The following is a 17,958-nucleotide window of genomic DNA, read 5'->3' as shown; positions in this document are numbered from 1 at the left end:
CCCTGCCCGCCGGCACGATCGAAGGACAAGGGGAGACCGGCGGGAGCGAGGCACAGCTCCGGCTTCGCACCAGCGCCCTGGACCTGAAACGCCTGGACCGCCGGGCCAGGGCGACCCGGCTGGCTGGCACGGCCGACCTCAGGCAAGGCGGCGGCACACGGGAAATCCAGGTGTCGCTCAGCGAGCCGCTGGACCGCCGCCGGCAGATCACGCTTGACGCGCATGCGCTGGCTTCCGGGCAAACCCTGTCGCTGCGCCGTGCGGAACTGCGCGCGGGCAGCGGACGCATCGACCTGTCCGGGCAAGCCGCACTCGAGGGAAACAAGGCGTTCCAGGCGCAAGGCAAGGTCGACAATTTCCGTCTGCGCGAACTGGGCAATTTTCCGCAACTTCCCGAGCTTGAACTCAACGCCGCCTTTTCCCTGAAGGGCATGCGCGAGCCGCGCCTGGAAGCCGACCTGTCGTACACCATCGCCGACAGCCGGCTCGCAGGCCAGCCCCTGTCGGGCAACGGAGAGGCGCGCCTGCGCGGCGACCAGCTCGAGATCCCGCGCATGCAACTGGCATCAGGCGCAAACCGGTTGAACGTCGAAGGCAGGATGACCGGCGACGATGCAGCCCTCAATTTTTCACTCGATGCGCCGCAGTTGGACCAGCTCGGACCAGCGTTCGGGGGCGCCATTGCAGCCAAGGGCACTGCACGCGGCACGCTCGCGCGTCCCAAGGTCACTGCGGAATGGACGGCCAACGCGGCTCGGCTGCCCGGTGCTGTCCGCATCGACAGGATGCAGGGCAAGATGCAAGCCGCCATCGATCGCAGCCGCCCGGTTCCGCTCGAGAGCGGATCCGCCGTCATCGACGCCGCCGGCGTCCGGATCGGGGAGCAAGGTGTCGTCACCCTCACCGGCCGCCTCGACTTTTCGCCGCAGCCCGACGCCCCGCTCGCACTCACGCTCGAAGCGCGCGGCATTTCCACCCCGCGCCTGAAGGCAGAGCGCTTCACTGCGACCGCAAAAGGGACCACCGCCGCGCACACGATCGACCTTGCTCTGGACGAGACCGGCCAGGCATGGTCACTGCGCGCGTCAGGCGAACTTGCCCAGGTAGACACGAACCCGCGCTGGAAAGGCAGCATGCAGGCACTGGACGCCAGCGGACGTTTCCAGGCGCATCTCGCGTCGCCGGCCACGCTCCTGCTCTCCTCGGAACGGGTACAGCTCGACCGATTGCTGCTCGATGCCGATGCCGGACGTTTTGCCGTCGAGACCTTCAGCCGGGATAGTTCCGGCATCGTCACCCGTGGCCGTGTAGAGCGACTCCGCCTGGCGCAACTGCTGCGCCAAATCGAACCGGCGCCGCCGGTACGTACCGACCTTGAACTGTCCGGCGAATGGGACGTGCGTATCGGCGATGCCTTGAACGGCACACTCGGCCTGCGCCGCGAGCGCGGCGATGTAACCGTGGTCGCCAATGCGCCGGTCACGCTCGGCCTGTCGTCCCTGCGTGCGGACGCTACGCTCTCCGGCAGCCGGCTGAGCCTGGATGTGCAAGCCGAGGGCCAGCGCCTCGGCCGTATCCAGGCTGCCGGTGAAACGGCGATCGGTGACGGCGACAATCGGCTCGCCATCGCGACGGATGCTCCGCTGTCCGGACGCGCGGACATCCGTATGCCCTCGCTCGCATGGCTCGCGCCTCTGCTTTCGCCATCCATGGCGCTGGACGGCAGCCTCGAAGGCAACATCGCGCTCGGCGGCAATGCGCACGACCCGCGTTTCACCGGGCGCATCACCGGTCAAGCGTTGCGATTCGGGCTTTCCGACGTGGGACTGGACTTGCGCCAGGGCACACTCGACAGCGAATTCCAGGGCAACCGCCTCGTGATCCGCAGCCTCGCCTTCCAGGGCGATGAAGGACGTATTTCCCTTTCCGGGCCGGTCGACTTCAGCGGCGGCGCGGTGGCGGCGCAAATCACCCTGCTCGCCGAACGCTTTGCGCTGCTGAACCGCAGCGACCGCCGCATCGTGCTCAGTGGCGCGACGGAGCTGAACTGGCGCGACAACCACGGCAATGCAACCGGCACCTTCACCGTCAATTCCGGCATGGTCGACCTCGGCAGCGCGGACAAGCCGCGCCTTTCGGACGACGTCGTGATCGTCGGGCGCGAACGGAAGCAAGGCGCAAACAAGACCGCTTTCGATGTCGACATCACTGTGGCGCTGGGCGACGGCGTGGCGCTCAAGGGACGCGGACTGGATGCCCGGCTCGCCGGACAGGTCCGCCTCGTGGGCAAGGCAGGCGAACAGTTGCAGGCGCAGGGCTCGATCAATGTGGCCAAGGGCACGTACAGCGCCTACGGGCGCGAACTCGCAATCGAACAGGGCGTGATCCGCTTTCGCGGCCCGCTCAACAACCCGTCCCTCGATATCGTCGCGATGCGCCGCGGCCAGGAGGTGGAAGCCGGCGTCTCGATCCGCGGCACCGCCCTCACCCCGCGCGTGACGCTGGTGTCGGAGCCGGTCGTCCCCGATGCGGAGAAGCTGTCCTGGCTCGTCCTCGGACGCGGGCTTGCCGCCGCCGGTGACACCGATGTCGGCGCCCTGCAGAGTGCCGCCGCCGCGCTGTTATCGGAGGGCGCGAAAGCCGGCGTGCAGTCGCGCATCGCCAGCACCTTCGGCCTCGACACCTTCAGCGTCGGCACCAGCCAGGACACGCTGCAACAGCGCATCGTCACCATTGGCAAGCAGGTTTCCTCGCGTCTCTACCTGAGTTACCAGCAAGGACTGGAAAGCGCGGGCAGCGTCGTGCAAGTCCGGTACGCGCTGTCGTCCAAACTTTCGCTGGAAGCGGAGGCTGGTTCCCGCAGCGCAATCTCCTTGTTCTACAACATTGCCTTCGATTGAGGAACGAATTGCGCGTTCGCACAATCAAGACAGAACGCCAATCACAAGGAGGAAACCATGCAGACAGTCTCGAACGGTATCCGCTGGTGGTTCGAGTCGATGGACAAGGCTCGCAGGCGCCGAGGCAAGGCGATGGACAGCCTCGGCTACGGGCCGGCCGAGAGCCCGTACCAGACTGCGCTCGCACTGCCCGGCGTATGCCTGCGCTTCTATGGGGGCAATCCGCACAGCAACAGCATCGCGCTGATCGTGCCGGCACCGATCAAGCGCCACTACATCTGGGACCTGACGCCGGAATGCAGCGTCGTGCAGCACGCAATGCGGGAAGACATGCAGGTCTATCTCGCCGAGTGGACCGAACCGGGTGAAAACCAGGGCCTGGCCGAATTCGCTTACAAGATGCTCGACCAATGCGTGCGTGCGATCCGTACCAAGCATCCCACCGGCCAGATCTTCCTGCTCAGCCATTCTCTCGGCGGCATCTTTGCCGCGATCTATTCTGCAATGCGGCCGGAGCAGGTCTCCGGCCTGGTCCTGCTCGAAGCGCCGCTGCATTTCGGCGGTGCGTCGGGCTCATTCACGCCGCTGGTCACCTTCGGCCCGCGTGCGAATACGGTGGCGCGGATGTTCGACAAGGTGCCCGGCTCGGTATTGAACATGGCAAGCGTGATGGCCTCGCCGGCCACCTTTCAGGTCGAACGCTACGGCGACTTCATGGCCAGCCTCGGATCGACGCGCACGCTGCGCACCCACATGCTGGTCGAACGCTGGATGCTCGACGAATCACCGATGCCAGGCCGTCTGTTCGAGCAGGTGGTGGAAGATCTCTACCGGAAGGACAGCCTGATGCGTGGCACGCTCACCATTGCCGGCCGGACTGTTTCGCCGCGAAACGTCACCGCACCGCTGCTGTCCGTGTACGACCCGCATAGCGTAGTCATTCCACCGGACTCCGTCATTGCCTTTCATGAAGCGACCGGCAGCGACGAGAAACGCTTGCTTGCGTACGAAGGCGATACAGGAGTGGCGCTTGCGCACGTCGGCGCCCTGATGGGAGAAAACGCGCACCGCATCCTGTGGCCGCAGATATTTTCGTGGCTTGCTGTGATGGGTGCGCGACGGCACTGATTATTTGCTCGAACCGGAATCCGGCGGAGTGCCTGGTGTGTGCTCCATGCCGGACGAACCGGAACTTCCTTGCTGCATCCTGCCGTGCTTCTTCGATTTCATGTGCCTGCCGGACTTCTTCATCGTGTCGCTCGACCCCGACGACATGTCGGCGCTGGACGACTGCCGCGACTGGATTTCCTGTGCCCGGCGCATCACATCATCGTAGCGTGCCGGATCGGTGCTTTCCCTGATCTCGGAGGTTGGCGACGGGGACTGCGACTGTGTGTAGCCGGCACCCGACAATGCCAGCAGCGATACAAATAACGCGAGCGAAACCTTTCTCATTCTTGCCTCCTTGAACGTTGCACAGTGTCATGCCGGGCGCTCTTCTCTTGCCCGGCAGCCAATCGTTAAGACTATGGAAACGTCGCGAGGTTTCGCTGTTGTCAGTAATTCAATGCATCGGAAGTGGAAGTGCGTGTCGCCTTGCCTGTCGCCATGTCGAAATGCACATTGAACAGGCGCGGCTCGGTCCCTTCCTGGTATTTCCAGTCCCAGACTTCCTCGTTCTTCAGCTTGAATTGTGCGACCGAGCGCGGTTTGCCGAGCAGGCGGCGCACTTCGTCGCGGCTCATTCCCTGCTGCACACGGGAAAAAGTTTCAGATGTCAGGAGCTGGCGGTAATCCTTGAGCTTGCCAGAACGGTCGATCGTGAATTCCCAGGTCCGCACACCTTCCGGGCCTTTCGGATATTGCAACATGCGGGTCCCGTCCTCTTCTTCCCAGACCGTTTCCGGCTGGCCCATGACGGTACGCACGTCGCCTTCCGACGACACGCCTTTGGCCAGCTTGTCGAGGCCGAACTCCTCGATAGGACGGCCTTGCCGGTCGCATCCGGCCAGCGCCAGGACGGCAAGGACAAACGCGGCGATCCTGTATGGCATGTGGTGGTTTCCTCAGAATCCAATGCGGCGCTTGCCCGCTTCCGACTTCAGGCGCACGTCGTCGGGAACCAGCGCCGTACGTCCTTCGGCAACCGCGAACCCGAGACCGTCCAGTAGCGTCTTGCGCATTTCGCGCGGAGAGATCGTGGACAGCTTGTCGAGCACGCTGTCCGGCAAGTCTTCATCGACATGCTTCAGTTTCAGCTCCTTCAGCAAGCCGTTATACACGCGCTTTGCGATGCCCGCTGCTTCATCGGTCGTCGGCGCCGGCACTTCATACACCGCCATGCGCGACAGCAGTGCCGGCGGAATGCCGTCAAGGCTGTTGGCCGTCAGCACCCAGAATACCTGGCTGGCATCGAGGTCAACGTCAATGAATTCGTCATGGAAGGCGCGCGAGGTTTCCGGTTCGAGCAATTGGTAGAGCGCGGCCATCGGATCGGATTGCGTGGAACCGGTCGCCTTTTCGACTTCATCGAGCAGCACTACCGGGTTGGCGAATTTGCCGCGCACGAGACGCTCGGCGACCTTGCCGCACTTCGCCCCTTTCCAGGTCGACGAACTGCCGGTGATGACGAATCCCGCCGACAGCGCATTCATGCTGATGAATTCGAACTCGGTGCCGAGCACAGCCGCCAGCCGCTTGCCGAAATGTGTCTTGCCGACACCGGGATCGCCGAGCAGCAGTACCGGCATGACATTGAAACTGGCGCCGCCCGCGATCGACAGGCCGAGGTAGCGCTTCAGGTCGTCCAGCACTTCGCGGAAGTTCGGACAGTCCTCATACAAGGGCTGCAGCGCGGCAGTGGACGACGGCGTCGTCACGAAGCGCTCTGCCCCCTTTTCGAGCATGTCTTCATAGAAGACTTCCAGTTCTGGCGATTTCAGTGCACGCGCCCTTTCCTGGGCGCTTTCGACTGCTTTCACGCTATAGATCGTATGAGAGCGGGCGAGAGTAATCGTCATAGTGAAACACTCCTCGAATCATGCCGGTTTGCGTGGCCGGAACCCATGAGACATTGCGGTCCTGCATGTACTTTATCGTCAGGCCCGCGCTGCGACTTGATGATGCGTCGCAATGGATGCCGGACAGACTCATGCCATGCAAAGTCCGTTCCACCTGCGGAACGATTGGCTGCATGAATTATTTCAACGAATTCGACATGCGCTGTCAATCGACAGGCGAAGAGTGTTGTGAAGCGATTGGCAGCAGCAGAGCGGGAGTGCTGATCCGCCCTGCTGCAGGATGAGTCAGGTATTGATGGGCAGGATGGACATGAGTTCGACCGCTGCAATCGCAATCGCCTCCGCGACATCGACGCTGTTGGTCGGGTGAGTGATGGTATTACAGCTCACCACCTTGGCCACGCCCGCATCCAGCAGGTCTTGATAAGCGGAGCCGGCAAAGACCGGATGCACGGAGATGCACACTGGCGCCGGCAAGCCGGCTTCCTTGAGCTTGGCCACTGCGGCAATCATGGTTTGTGCGGTGGACGTGATGTCGTCCACCAGCACTGGCGTGCCGCCCTTCCAGTGGGCAGCATCGAGCGCCGACACCTCCACCTCGTGGTCGCCCTTGCGCGTTTTCTCCAGCACCACATACGGACAGCGCACTGCCTTGGCCACGCGTGAAGCCCACTGCTCGCTTTCCGCATCCGGACCAATGATCACTGGATTCTCCACATGCTCCGCGATCCAGTCACCGATCGCCGCTGCCGCATGCACGACCTTGGTCGGGATGCTGTAGATCTCGTTGAGCTTGTGGTGGCGGTGAAGGTGCGGATCAACCGTGACCAGCCAGTCGAGGAAATCCGACAGGAAAGCAGCGAAGTGCGCAGAGGTGATGCCCTCACCCTCCTTGAAGCGCGCATCCTGCCGCATGTAGGCAAGATAGGGAGCGATCAGGCCGACACGGCGCGCGCCGAGTTCACGCGCGGTGCGCGCGGCGAGGTAAAGCGCCATGGCTTTCTCATCGGGATGGTCGAGCGTGCAAACGAAAATAACATCACGGCCATGCACCTGTGACTGCAGGCGCACATAGGTCTCGCCATCGGGAAAGCGGCGCATTTCCATTTGGCCGACTTCGCAGGAAATCGCGCGGTCCAGGTGCAGCGTGAAGGCTTCATTGCCTGGCATCGCGAAGAGGATGGGGATCATTTTTTCTCCTTGTTTATTGTTCGTATTTATCCCTGGCGCATGCTCACGGCTGCACCAGTTGGACACTTTCCAGATAATCCGGGACGCGGCATTGCCACTTCAATTGCTCCTCGATACGCCTGCGCAATGCATCCGCTGCATCCGGTTCGCCATGCGTGATGAAGGTCTGCTTCGGCGGCTGTCCGAAGCCGGAAAGCCACGAAAGGATTTCATCGGCATCCGCATGCGCGGAAAGATTTTCTATCTGCACGACTTGCGCGCGCAAGGGCACATACTCGCCGTGTATCTTGATGGCGTCGACACCACTCAGCATTGCCGCGCCGCGCGTGCCGCCCGCCTGGAAACCGGCGAACAGGATGGTGTTGCGCGGATCGGAAGCAAACGCCTTGAGATGATGCAACACGCGCCCGCCAGTTGCCATGCCGCTGGCAGCAATGATGACCATCGGCATGTGCTTCATGTTCAGCGCCTTCGACTCTTCCACCGAATTGACGAACCTTGCGGCGTTGCACATGGCATGGCATTGCGCGTCGTCCAGGCGATGGTCCTTGCGGTATTCACGGTACAGCGCGGTCACATCGGCCGCCATCGGGCTGTTCAGGTAGACCGGCAGCACCTGCGGGATTGCGCCTGACTGCTTCAACTGGTCCACATAGTGCAGCAGGGTTTGCGCACGTCCGACCGCAAACGAGGGAACGATCACTACGCCGCCGCGCGCCACGGTTTCCTGGATAGTCTTGCTGAGGAGATCCATCGGGTCGGCGGGATCATGCTTGCGGTTGCCATAGGTCGATTCGAGCACGAGGTAATCGGCGCGTGCAATCCGTGCCGGCGGCGCCATGATCGGATCGTTCATCCTGCCAAGGTCGCCGGAGAAGGCGATCGTCGTTTTACCGTCATCCAGCGTGACGGACGCGGCGCCGAGAATGTGGCCGGCGCGCACGAGCTCCGCGTGCAGTTTTCCCACGACGGCGAAGCGCTTTCCGAATTTCACCGGCGCGAAAAATTCGAGCGAGGCGAGCGCCTCTTCTTCGGTGTACAGCGGTAATGCGGGAGCGTGCCTGGAATAGGAATGCTTGTTTGCATAACCTGCCTCCTCTTCCAGCAGGTGCCCACTGTCCCGCAGCAGGATGCGGCACAAGTCGAAGGTGGCCTCGCTGCAATAGATCTTGCCGCGGAAACCGTTCTTCACAAGGACGGGAATGTATCCGCTATGGTCGAGATGCGCGTGCGTCAGGATGACGGCATCGATCGTCGAAGGATCGACCGGCAGCTCCGCCCAGTTCCGCAGGCGCAGCTGTTTGTAGCCTTGGAACAGGCCGCAGTCGACCAGGATCTTCGTTTGGCCGGAACTGACAAGGTACTTCGATCCCGTCACTGTCCCGGTGGCTCCCAGGAATTGCATTTGCATGTTAAGTCCTCCGCTACCTCGCCTTTTCGCCGGCGCTATTGAAGTGCGGCAAGCATACAAACACTATGTCGAATGGCACCGCCGCTGCCATTGATGCAGATCAACCATTTCAGAATGCCAGGCTCCCCCGGAGATGCCTGCCTGTCTGTAAGTTTTTCAAAGACATTTTTACGCGACGGACATGCGTTCTCTCGCAGGGGTGCTACAGCATGGATCCTGGCATATGCACATATGCTTGCATGCATCTTGCTACCCCTGTCCATACCGCCACCGACACATGATTCGGCATGGGGCAGAGTGAAAGATATAGCAGTGCATTCATTGACCATCCTCATCATTCGACATTTTTGCAGCGCCCTATACTTGAATAGAGAGTGTCCTGTCGAGAGCGGCAGAAACGTAAACCCAATTCGGATGTCCATTCTGGGCAATCGACAAACTTACGGGGAGCACACGCAATGACCACGCATAGCGACGTCAATCGTACCGAGCAGCAAGACGACCTGCTGAAAAGCCTGATTGAATTCACGAAGGATCATCGGGCAGCACACTGGTCCGGGACGGTCTCCGAATTCCTTGAGCGAGTAATGACGGCAGACCCAAAGGGAGCCGCACGCACGTCGCACCAGTACATGTGGGACATGATCCGCTGGATGGGCTGTGAGGAGAACGGAACTTTCCGCTGCAAACTGTTCGACCAGGAACTGTTCGGCGTCGACGAGGCCATCGAGCGCGTCGTCGACTATTTCAAGGCAGCGGCAGCCGGCTCGGAAGTGGGCCGCCGCCTCCTGCTCCTGCTCGGCCCGCCCTCGGGCGGCAAGTCCACCCTCGTTATCCTCCTGAAGCGCGGACTGGAAGAATACAGCCGCACGGAGGATGGCGCGATGTACGCCATCCAGGGTTGCCCTGTCCATGAATCACCGCTGCACCTGATTCCGCATTCGCTGCGTCCGCGTTTCCGCGAAACCTACGGCGTGGACATCATCGGCGAAACCTGCCCGCATTGCCGTACGCGCCTCGAGAATGATTACAGCGGCGACTTCCTGCGCATGCCGGTGGAACGCATCTTCATTTCCGAAGCGGGGCGCGTCGGCATCGGCACCTACGCGCCGCATGACCCGACCACCGCTGACCTCGCCGATCTCGTCGGCTCCGTCGACCTGTCCAAGGTTGCCGAGTACGGTGATGAAGGCGACCCGCGCGCCTGGTCCTGGTCCGGCGCCGTCTACGCGGCAAGCCGCGGCATGCTGGAGATGATCGAGATCCTGAAGGTCAAGCGCGAATTCCTTTACCTGCTGCTGACGCTTACGCAGGAAAAGAATGTGAAGGTGTCGCGCTTCCCGCTGATCTACCTCGACGAGACCATTCTCGCGCACACCAACCTCGCTGAATTCCGCAAATTCCTGCAGGAGAGCGAGAACGAAGCACTGCTCGACCGCATGGTGATCATCCAGGTGCCCTATACCTTGAATTACAAGGATGAGGCGCGAATTTACAAGAAACTGATTTCCTCGGCGGCACCCGCCTTCCGCGAAGTGCACCTCGACCCGCATGTCCTGCATGCGGCCGCGGTCTTTGCGATCCTCACGCGCCTGCATGAAGCAGATGACAAGGAGGTGGAACTAAGCAAGAAAGTGCGCCTCTACGCCAATGAAGAGGTGGAAGGCTACGCCCACGCCGAGGCTGAGCGGATGAAACAGCGCATGCCCGACGAGGGACTGGCGGGAATCTCCCCGCGCTTCGTCATCAATGCGTTGTCGAATGCGATCATCCAGACGAACGTGAAGAGCCTGACCACGATGGATGTGCTGCTCGCCCTCAAGGATGCGATCGACAACGATGCCCGCATCGATCCGAAACGCAAGCGTAAATGGATCGATTACCTGGTGCTGGCACGCAAGGATTTCTACAACCGCTGGGTCAAGGAAGACGTGCACAAGGCCCTGTTCGTTTCGTTCGAACAGGAGGCGCAGGATCTGCTCGACAAGTACCTGGACGAAGTGGAAGCGATGCTCGACAACCGCCAGATCAAGGATCCGATCACCAACGAGGAGCGCAAGCCCGACGAGCGCTTCCTGCGCGCGGTCGAGGAAAAGATCCACATCTCCGATTCCGGCAAGCAGTCGTTCCGGCAGGAGGTGGTGCGCAAGGCAATGGGTGCGTACAAGCGCGGCGAGAAGTTTACGCTCGACAGCCATGCGCAATTGCACAACGCGGTGCAGCAGTATTTGTTCGAGCAGCGGCGCGAAGTGCTGCGTCTCGTCAGTTCGACCACACGGCCTGACGAGGAAGTGCGCCAGAAGATATCAGTCGTCGAGAGACGGCTGGTGGACGAGTACGGATATGACAGCCACAGCGCACGTGAGGCGCTCAATTACGTGACCACGCTGATGGCACAGGAATGAGGCGGCATGCTCTATGACAGACCACCACATCACGATTTCTGCTGAAACACCCTGGTACGACCTGTTCTCCCGGGGCTCGCGCGACTGGCTGCGCCACAACCAGAAAGTCCGCGACGCTGTACAGCAGAACCTGCCCAACCTGGTGGCCGGGCCGGACGTCATGACCGGTGCGGAAGACCGCACCGTGCAGGTGCCGGTCCGCCTACTGGAACATGCCCGCTTCCGCTTGTCGGATGCCAACCAGAGCTACTCCAGCGCAGGCCAGGGAAAGGGCAAGCCCGGCGATGTACTGCGCCAGGCGCAGCCCGACATGGGCGGCGACGAGGGCGAAGGCGGCAACAATGATGGCGAAGTGAAACTGCTGCTGGAGTTCAAGGTCGACGACATCATCGACTGGCTGTGGGAAGAACTCCAGTTGCCCGACCTGCAGCCCAAGCGCAACACCGCCGTCACCGACGACGAGTATGTGCGCGAAGGCTGGGACAAGCACGGCGCCCGCGCCCGCCTCGACCGCCGCCGCACCGTGAAGGAAGCGGTGAAGCGGCGCGCGACGCAGGAAAGGACGACGGAAAATCCTGTACCGTTCACCAACGAGGACTTGCGCTTCAAGCAACTCGTTCAGCGGCGCAAGCCGGCGACGAACGCCGTGGTCATCTTCGCGCTCGACGTGTCGGCGAGCATGACCGATGCAGAGCGCAAGCTGGCGAAGAGTTTCTTCTTCTTCGTGCTGCAGGGCATCCGCCGGCGCTACGGCAAGGTGGAAACGCGCTTCATCGCGCATACCACGCAGGCATGGGAATTTACCGAGAGCGAGTTCTTCAATGTCAGCGGCACCGGTGGCACGGGGGCGTCGACCGCCTTCAAGCTCGCGCTGGAACTGGTCGAGACCGAGTACGATCCGTCGCAGTACAACGGCTACCTGTTCTATGCATCGGACGGCGAGAACTTCACCGAAGACCGTTCGGCCGCGACCGAGTACCTGACGAAGCTGGGCAAGCTGCTCAACTACATCGGCTATGTCGAAACCGTTCCCGGATCGCCGCGCACGTCCGAGACGGAAATGAAGATGTTGTGCGCCGAAGTGGAACGCGGCGGCGCGCCGCTGGGCAGCAGCATCCTCACGAAACACGAGGATGTATGGAAAGCCATCCGCAAGTTCTTCGTGCAGCAGCAGGAGGGATGAACCCGCATGTGCAATGACGCCACCCACACGCCCGAAGCAGTCGAAAAGCTGAAGGAATATTCGACCCGCATCGAGAAGCTCGCCCGCGACCTCGGCCTGGATTACTACCCGGTCGATTTCGAACTGGTGCCTAACAATTTCATGATGGAAATCGCCGTCTATGGATTGCCGGTGCGCATGCACCACTGGTCCTTCGGCGTGCGCTACATCCATCAACTGATCCGCCAGGGGATGGGACATTCACGCATCTTCGAAGTGATGTTCCCCGGCGACCCCTGCCGCGCCTACCTGGTCAACGGCAATACCCTGCCGGAGAATGCGCTGGTAACGGCGCACGTGCTGGGGCACGCAGACTTTTCGAAGAACAACCACCTGTTCGCGAAGTTCATGGAAATGGCCGGCGGCCATATCCTCGAACAGGCGGCGGACCGCGCGCACCGTATCGAAACCGCGATCCAGGAACATGGGCAGGAACGTGTAGAAGCGGTGCTCGATGCCGCGCTGGCGCTGGAGCCGCATATCGACATCAACCGCGAACTGCACCGTCCGCTCTATCCGACACAGGCGCCCAAGCCAGAGCCGGAACCGGTGCTTGACGTATTCCAGAAGCGCTTCCGTTCGCTGCCCGGCGAGCGCATGTTCGCGGAAGCCCATGCCGAGAGCAAGCGGCCCGGCATTCCGCCACAGCCCGAGTACGACCTGCTGTGGTTCATCGCGCACTATGCGCCCGAGATGGAAGACTGGGAACGCGACATCTTCCTCGCGGTGCGCGAAGAGTCGTACTACTTCTATCCGGTGTTCGCCTGCCAGATCATGAACGAAGGCTGGGCGTCCTACTGGCACGCCCGATTGCTGCGCGAAGCGGATTTCCTGCCGCAAGATCTTTACCTGTCCGCCATCAAGGCACACTCCGACGTCGTGCGGCCGTACGCGGCGGAAAGGCAACTTGCCCTGGCCGTCAATCCCTACCATCTCGGCTTCTCGATGTGGGAGGACATCATCGAAAAGCACGGGCTGGAAAAGGCACGGCAGATCGTCAAGGAAGAAGACGATTTCGGCTTCATCCGCAACTATCTGACCAGGGACCTGATCGAAAAGCTCGAGCTGTTCGTGTACGAGGCGCGCGACGACGGTGACATCCGCATCTCGGCCAACGAAGTGCATGCGGTGCATGAAGCCATCCTCGGTCCGAAGTTCAACTATGGCGCGCCGCGCATCGCGGCCAACCATCTGCATGTGGACGGCAGCCTGCAACTCGTGCACGACCACCAGAGCGATGGCCGCGGCGTGGATCTTGCGCGTGCGGAGCGGGTGCTGGAATACATCGGCCGCGTCTGGCGCCGGCCTGTCACGCTGCACACCGTCGGTGAGCGCGGCGAGGCACGCGTGGTGACGAGCAAGCGGCTGTAGTCTTGCCATTTCGACCACAAAGCTTGTTGTGTTGACACGCATCCAGGTCAAGACTCTGGCAATTTGACGTAAAAGATCGATATCGGATCAATCTTATTTTTCCCGGGAGGGATATAATCTGCATGTGTTCCGCCAGAGATTGACCGAGCCATGCGCCTGACCGACTACACCGACTATTCCCTGCGTACCCTGATGTACCTGGGCACACACCGTGACAACCTTGTCACCATCCAGGACATTGCGGACGCCTATGGCATCTCCAAGAGCCACCTCATGAAGGTGGTGCACCAGCTGGGGTTGGCGGGACTTGTGGAAACCATCCGCGGCCGCAGCGGCGGCCTGCGTCTTGGGAAGGAACCGGAGCAGATCAATATCGGCGATGTGGTGCGCGGCACCGAGCCCGACTTCATGATGGTGGAATGCTTCAGCCGCGAGACCAATGAATGCATCCTGTCGCCTTCCTGCGAATTGCAGGATGTCTTGCGCAGGGCAACCAAAGCCTACCTTGAAGTACTGAGCGGCGTGACGCTGGCCGACCTGTTGCGTAATAGCGGCAGCCTGCGCCGCCTGGCCCGGGTACAAATTCACCCGCGGGAAAAGGTCAAGGCAGCCTGACCCTGCCCGTTGCGCATATCGGACAGAAAGGAAGAACATGCTGACCGATCCGAAAATCGCCGCGAAAGCGACTGTCGAGAAAGTGCTGCGCATGCACTGGTGGACCGACAAGCTGCTCACGTTCACCACGACGCGGCCGCCGGGATACGCATTCTCGGCGGGCCAGTACGCGCGCCTTGGCTTGCGCGACGCCAACGGACTCGTCTGGCGCGCCTATTCCATGGTTTCCTCTCCTGGGCAGGATTTCCTCGAATTCTATGGCGTCCTTGTCCCCAACGGCCTGTTCACGACGCAGATGAAGGCGCTGGAGGAAGGCGACGGCATCCTGGTCGAGAAGCAATGCTACGGCTTCATGACGCCAGATCGTTTCCCGGACGGTGAAGACTTGTGGATGATCGCAACCGGTACCGGCGTTGGCCCATTCATTTCGATGCTGCGCGATCCATACGTATGGGGCAAGTTCCGCCGCCTCATCCTGGTACACGGCGCCAGGCATGCGGATGAGTTTGCCTATCGCGATGAATTGACCAGCTACGAGCGCGGCGCGCCTTTCGATTCGGCATCGCGCCTGCAAGTCGTGCGCGCCGTGACACGAGAGCAGGCGGCGGGAAGTGATGCGCTGCTGCTGAACGGCAGGGTCACGACGCTGTTCGAGAACGGAACACTGGAACAAGCCGCAGGCCTGCCGGTATCAGAGGGCACATCGCGCATCATGATGTGCGGGAATCCGGACATGATCGAAGACATGCGCAAGCTGCTGCATGCACGCGGTTTGCGTCCGGTGCGGCGCGCCCTGCCCGGCCACTTCGTGACGGAAAACTACTGGTAAGGCAAAGAAGTGGGAGCGCCCCTACTTCTCCAGGAAACGACTGGCAAACATCTTCGCCGCATAACGCCCCTTCAGGATGTAAACCTGCTCGGAAGGATGCAGTCCGTCCGGGCAGAGCGTTTCCGGCTTTTGACCGCCAAGCACCCCGGTCAGGTACTTGTACTGGTCGATGACCGGGACATTCTCCTGCGCGGCCACCAGCCGCATCGTATCCACATACACATCCAGGCCATCCGGTCCGCTGTCTCGTGTCGGATTCGGCGTTTCGAAAATCATCTGCTTGCCGTTGATGCGCGCTATCCTGGCGAGCGAACGGAGGCAGCCGGCATAGCTGTCGAGGTCATGCTTCCACTGGTCGTTGATCGCGAAATTGATGATCACATAGCGCGCCTTTGATGCCGCCATCTGCTCCCGCCACGGCACATGTCGCCCGTCCGTGCCGTTCAAAAGGTCACACGCGGCAGTCCCGTTCACGCCCTCGTTGCGCACCTCGAACCTGGAAGCGTTCGGCAAGGATTCCGCGAACACCGCCGGCGCCGGCCTGGGCACGCGCTCCCCGCTGTTGGAGCGGTATCCCCATACAGTGGAGTCCCCATAATATTCGATGACCTGCACGCCCTCGCCTCGCTCACCTCGCTCGCGTGTGGCGGCATAGGCAGCCACTGCGCCAAGGGCTGCGGCCAGCAAGACAAGGATGCGGATCATGGCAAGGCTCGCCTATGCTCGTGTGCGGGCCGCGGCTGCCTGACCGCGCGCGGCCATGCGGTTGAACCAGTCGCGCAAGGGGCTTTCGACCAGGCGGTAGGTCCAGCCGGAGATGACGTAGAGCGTGACGATGTAAGTGCAGACCAGGATGATGTTCGAAATCAGGCTGTCCGCCCGCTTGGTCAGGTTTTCAAAGATCAGCAACAGGGGCATGTGCATCAGGTAGATCGAGTAGGACCTGCGTCCTAGTTCCTGGAAGACGCCCGGTTTGAGCGCATCCGCAAGCGGACCGCTATCCTTCGACAGCCCGAATACCAGGACTGCAAACGCGACGGGGAATGCGAATGCGGCGAGCGGGACATGATCGACCAGCGTAAGCAGCAGGAACAAGGCAAGCGCTACCGACAGCTGCACTCCCGTCGTATTGATACGCAGGATACGGCTCGAATGAAATGCCATCACGCCGAGACAAAAGGAATGCACGCTCCGGGGAAAGCCGAAGTCATAGGTCAGCGACAGGCAGCCCTTTTCGGCAATGCAGTTGTGGATGTTCACCGACGCCCACACGGAGACGATCAGCGCAATCACGCCGAGGACAGCGATGAGCACGAGGCGCGTCGGCCCCTTGAAGAACATGCAGACCGCGGCGAACAATATGTAGGTGTAGAACTCGGCACTGATGCTCCACGTCGGCGTATTCAAGATGAGGTGGTCGAACACACCGAGCGCATGCGTGAAGGTGAGCGTCGTCAGTACTTCTGTCGTGGTGGGGACGAGATACTCCAGCGCTCCCGGGTTGTTGAGGATGGCGGAATAGCCTGCCGCAACCGCAATTTTCTTCGCCAGGATGATGGCATTCGACAGCAGGACGAAGGCCACGGTCGAGAACACGAGCAGCGGAAAGAGACGCCCGATGCGACGCAGGATGAAGTAGCGGAACTCCGATGCGTTTTGCACCGAATCGCGATAGGCCGCGCAGATAACGAATCCGCTGAGCACGAAGAACAGGTCGACAAAGAGATAGCCATTGCGAATCAGCGGAAAATAGTTCGCACCGATTCCCAGGTGGTAAAGCGCAACCAGCAGGGCGGCGAGCCCTCGAATACCTTCGATCGATTTGATCATGTTTGCGGACCAGGATGCGTAATGACGGCGATGATGAAAGCGATATCGCTCAAGTATCGGGGTCTCGCATGATGTGTTCTTGATGATTCTCATTCATGATGACGGCCTGCCTTGCGCCAGCGCTTGTGTGCGTCGCCAGCCGTCCGGCTGGAGACGGACGAAAAAAAGCCCCGCGGTGCAGACACACGGCGGGGCGTATAGCGGAAAGGTTCTGCTTACTTGATGAACAGGCTGGAGAAGACGCCGGCGGCGTACTTGCCCTTCATGATGTAGACCGCATCCGTCGGATGCAGGCCGTCCGGGCAGATGGTATACGCGCTCTGGCCGTTCAAGTAATCACTCAGGTACTTGTACTGATCGACTACCGGTACATTTTCCAGCGCCGCCACTTCCTTCATCGCGGTGGCCATGATGCCCACGTTGTCGCGTGTCGGATTCGGCGTCTCGAAGATCATCTGCTTGCCGTACAGCTTCGCCGTCTGCGCCAGGGAGCGCAGGCAGCCCTTGTAGGTGTTCAGGTCATACTTCCACTGGTCGTTGATCCCGTGGTTGACGAACACATACTTGGCGGTCGAGGCAGCCATCTGGGCAGACCAGGGCTGATGGCGGCCGTCCGTACCGTTGAGCAGTTCGCACGCAGTCGAGCCGCTCACGCCTTCATTGCGCACCGTGTACGCCGACGGGTTCGGCAAGGCTTGCGCAAACGCGGCTGGGGGCGGCACGGCCACCTGCCCGCCTGTGCCGGAACGGTAGCCCCACACCGTCGAATCGCCGTAGTACTCGATGGTCTGTACGGCTGTCGTGGAAGTCGATGTGCCCGATGACACCTGGCAGACCTTGCTCGCGCCCGGATAGGGATCGCCGAAAACACTGTTGTTGCAGCCGATCGATCCCGTCGCCGTCCGCGTCGCCCAGCGGTCGCCGAGGCCATAACGCACCTCGCGCGTTCCGGTAAAGGTGCAGGTGCCGTATTCGACGGCACACTGCGTCCAGGTAGTCGTTGGTGCGGGTGCGGGTGCGGGTGCGGGTGCGGGTGCGGGTGCGGGTGCGGGTGCTGGTGCTGGTGCCGGAGCGGGAGCGGGAGCGGGAGCTGGTGCGGACGTGGTCGTCATGACATCGCACACCTTGCTTGCGCCCGGATACGGATCGCCAAAGACAGTGTTG

15 protein-coding genes are annotated in these 17,958 nt (G+C 61.4%); 7 read left to right on the top strand and 8 right to left on the bottom strand.

Features of this window, described 5'->3' with window-relative positions:
• A partial coding sequence (locus AYR66_RS19485) for a translocation/assembly module TamB domain-containing protein (protein ID WP_206047227.1) occupies positions 1-2,900 on the top strand: 2,900 nt, incomplete at its 5' end.
• 57 nt (positions 2,901-2,957) lie between these two features.
• Positions 2,958-4,028 (top strand): alpha/beta fold hydrolase, encoded by a 1,071-nt coding sequence (locus tag AYR66_RS19480; RefSeq protein WP_088708874.1) that lies wholly within the window; start codon positions 2,958-2,960, stop codon positions 4,026-4,028.
• Here the strand turns inward: AYR66_RS19480 and AYR66_RS19475 are convergent, their stop codons facing one another.
• The 5 genes from AYR66_RS19475 to AYR66_RS19455 all read right to left on the bottom strand — a co-directional run bounded on the left by AYR66_RS19475 (position 4,029) and on the right by AYR66_RS19455 (position 8,522).
• Positions 4,029-4,355, bottom strand: a complete 327-nt coding sequence (locus tag AYR66_RS19475; protein WP_088708873.1) for a hypothetical protein — start codon at positions 4,353-4,355, stop codon at positions 4,029-4,031.
• Between the two features lie 101 nt (positions 4,356-4,456).
• Positions 4,457-4,954 carry an outer membrane protein assembly factor BamE domain-containing protein gene (bamE, locus tag AYR66_RS19470; protein ID WP_088708872.1) on the bottom strand — a complete coding sequence of 166 codons (498 nt, stop codon included), beginning with the start codon at positions 4,952-4,954 and terminating at the stop codon, positions 4,457-4,459.
• Positions 4,955-4,966: 12 nt separating this feature from the next.
• Positions 4,967-5,920: an AAA family ATPase gene (locus AYR66_RS19465; protein WP_088708871.1), complete on the bottom strand. Its 954-nt coding sequence runs from the start codon at positions 5,918-5,920 to the stop codon at positions 4,967-4,969.
• A 285-nt stretch (positions 5,921-6,205) separates the two neighbouring features.
• Entirely contained in the window at positions 6,206-7,111 is a 906-nt protein-coding gene (locus AYR66_RS19460; RefSeq protein WP_088708870.1) for a ribose-phosphate pyrophosphokinase, read from the bottom strand.
• Between the two features lie 43 nt (positions 7,112-7,154).
• Positions 7,155-8,522, bottom strand: a complete 1,368-nt coding sequence (locus AYR66_RS19455) for an MBL fold metallo-hydrolase RNA specificity domain-containing protein (RefSeq protein WP_088708869.1) — start codon at positions 8,520-8,522, stop codon at positions 7,155-7,157.
• 458 nt (positions 8,523-8,980) lie between these two features.
• On the opposite strand from AYR66_RS19455, the gene AYR66_RS19450 reads away from it, so the two are divergent.
• From AYR66_RS19450 to AYR66_RS19430, 5 genes are all read left to right on the top strand, one after another.
• On the top strand, positions 8,981-10,927 hold the full coding sequence (locus AYR66_RS19450) for a serine protein kinase (protein WP_088708868.1): 1,947 nt from the start codon (positions 8,981-8,983) through the stop codon (positions 10,925-10,927).
• 13 nt (positions 10,928-10,940) lie between these two features.
• On the top strand, positions 10,941-12,110 hold the full coding sequence (locus AYR66_RS19445; RefSeq protein WP_170942211.1) for a DUF444 family protein: 1,170 nt from the start codon (positions 10,941-10,943) through the stop codon (positions 12,108-12,110).
• A gap of 6 nt (positions 12,111-12,116) precedes the next feature.
• On the top strand, positions 12,117-13,520 hold the full coding sequence (locus AYR66_RS19440) for a SpoVR family protein (RefSeq protein ID WP_088708867.1): 1,404 nt from the start codon (positions 12,117-12,119) through the stop codon (positions 13,518-13,520).
• Positions 13,521-13,670: 150 nt separating this feature from the next.
• The gene (locus AYR66_RS19435; protein ID WP_088708866.1) at positions 13,671-14,135 is read left to right on the top strand and encodes an RrF2 family transcriptional regulator; all 465 of its coding nucleotides are present in this window, start codon (positions 13,671-13,673) and stop codon (positions 14,133-14,135) included.
• A 37-nt stretch (positions 14,136-14,172) separates the two neighbouring features.
• Positions 14,173-14,964 (top strand): ferredoxin--NADP reductase, encoded by a 792-nt coding sequence (locus AYR66_RS19430; RefSeq protein ID WP_088708865.1) that lies wholly within the window; start codon positions 14,173-14,175, stop codon positions 14,962-14,964.
• A gap of 21 nt (positions 14,965-14,985) precedes the next feature.
• Here the strand turns inward: AYR66_RS19430 and AYR66_RS19425 are convergent, their stop codons facing one another.
• The 3 genes from AYR66_RS19425 to AYR66_RS19415 all read right to left on the bottom strand — a co-directional run.
• Complete coding sequence (locus AYR66_RS19425; RefSeq protein WP_088708864.1) at positions 14,986-15,669, bottom strand: SGNH/GDSL hydrolase family protein; 684 nt, start codon at positions 15,667-15,669, stop codon at positions 14,986-14,988.
• 12 nt (positions 15,670-15,681) lie between these two features.
• Positions 15,682-16,794: an acyltransferase family protein gene (locus AYR66_RS19420; RefSeq protein WP_170942210.1), complete on the bottom strand. Its 1,113-nt coding sequence runs from the start codon at positions 16,792-16,794 to the stop codon at positions 15,682-15,684.
• 215 nt (positions 16,795-17,009) lie between these two features.
• A partial coding sequence (locus AYR66_RS19415; RefSeq protein ID WP_337367295.1) for an SGNH/GDSL hydrolase family protein occupies positions 17,010-17,958 on the bottom strand: 949 nt, incomplete at its 5' end.

Source organism: Noviherbaspirillum denitrificans, assembly GCF_002211445.1.
Lineage (GTDB): Bacteria > Pseudomonadota > Gammaproteobacteria > Burkholderiales > Burkholderiaceae_D > Noviherbaspirillum > Noviherbaspirillum denitrificans.
Note: the sequence above shows the minus strand (reverse complement) of the source record. Positions and strands in the feature narration are given on the sequence as shown.

What these genes read in the sequence shown, in the direction of transcription:
- AYR66_RS19480 (WP_088708874.1), top strand. Translation starts at nt 2,958, where the DNA reads ATGCAGACAGTCTCGAACGGTATCCGCTGGTGGTTCGAGTCGATGGAC.
- AYR66_RS19420 (WP_170942210.1), bottom strand. Translation starts at nt 16,794, where the DNA reads ATGATCAAATCGATCGAAGGTATTCGAGGGCTCGCCGCCCTGCTGGTT.
- AYR66_RS19425 (WP_088708864.1), bottom strand. Translation starts at nt 15,669, where the DNA reads ATGATCCGCATCCTTGTCTTGCTGGCCGCAGCCCTTGGCGCAGTGGCT.
- AYR66_RS19445 (WP_170942211.1), top strand. Translation starts at nt 10,941, where the DNA reads ATGACAGACCACCACATCACGATTTCTGCTGAAACACCCTGGTACGAC.
- AYR66_RS19440 (WP_088708867.1), top strand. Translation starts at nt 12,117, where the DNA reads ATGTGCAATGACGCCACCCACACGCCCGAAGCAGTCGAAAAGCTGAAG.
- AYR66_RS19435 (WP_088708866.1), top strand. Translation starts at nt 13,671, where the DNA reads ATGCGCCTGACCGACTACACCGACTATTCCCTGCGTACCCTGATGTAC.
- AYR66_RS19460 (WP_088708870.1), bottom strand. Translation starts at nt 7,111, where the DNA reads ATGATCCCCATCCTCTTCGCGATGCCAGGCAATGAAGCCTTCACGCTG.
- AYR66_RS19465 (WP_088708871.1), bottom strand. Translation starts at nt 5,920, where the DNA reads ATGACGATTACTCTCGCCCGCTCTCATACGATCTATAGCGTGAAAGCA.
- AYR66_RS19455 (WP_088708869.1), bottom strand. Translation starts at nt 8,522, where the DNA reads ATGCAAATGCAATTCCTGGGAGCCACCGGGACAGTGACGGGATCGAAG.
- bamE (WP_088708872.1), bottom strand. Translation starts at nt 4,954, where the DNA reads ATGCCATACAGGATCGCCGCGTTTGTCCTTGCCGTCCTGGCGCTGGCC.
- AYR66_RS19430 (WP_088708865.1), top strand. Translation starts at nt 14,173, where the DNA reads ATGCTGACCGATCCGAAAATCGCCGCGAAAGCGACTGTCGAGAAAGTG.
- AYR66_RS19475 (WP_088708873.1), bottom strand. Translation starts at nt 4,355, where the DNA reads ATGAGAAAGGTTTCGCTCGCGTTATTTGTATCGCTGCTGGCATTGTCG.
- AYR66_RS19450 (WP_088708868.1), top strand. Translation starts at nt 8,981, where the DNA reads ATGACCACGCATAGCGACGTCAATCGTACCGAGCAGCAAGACGACCTG.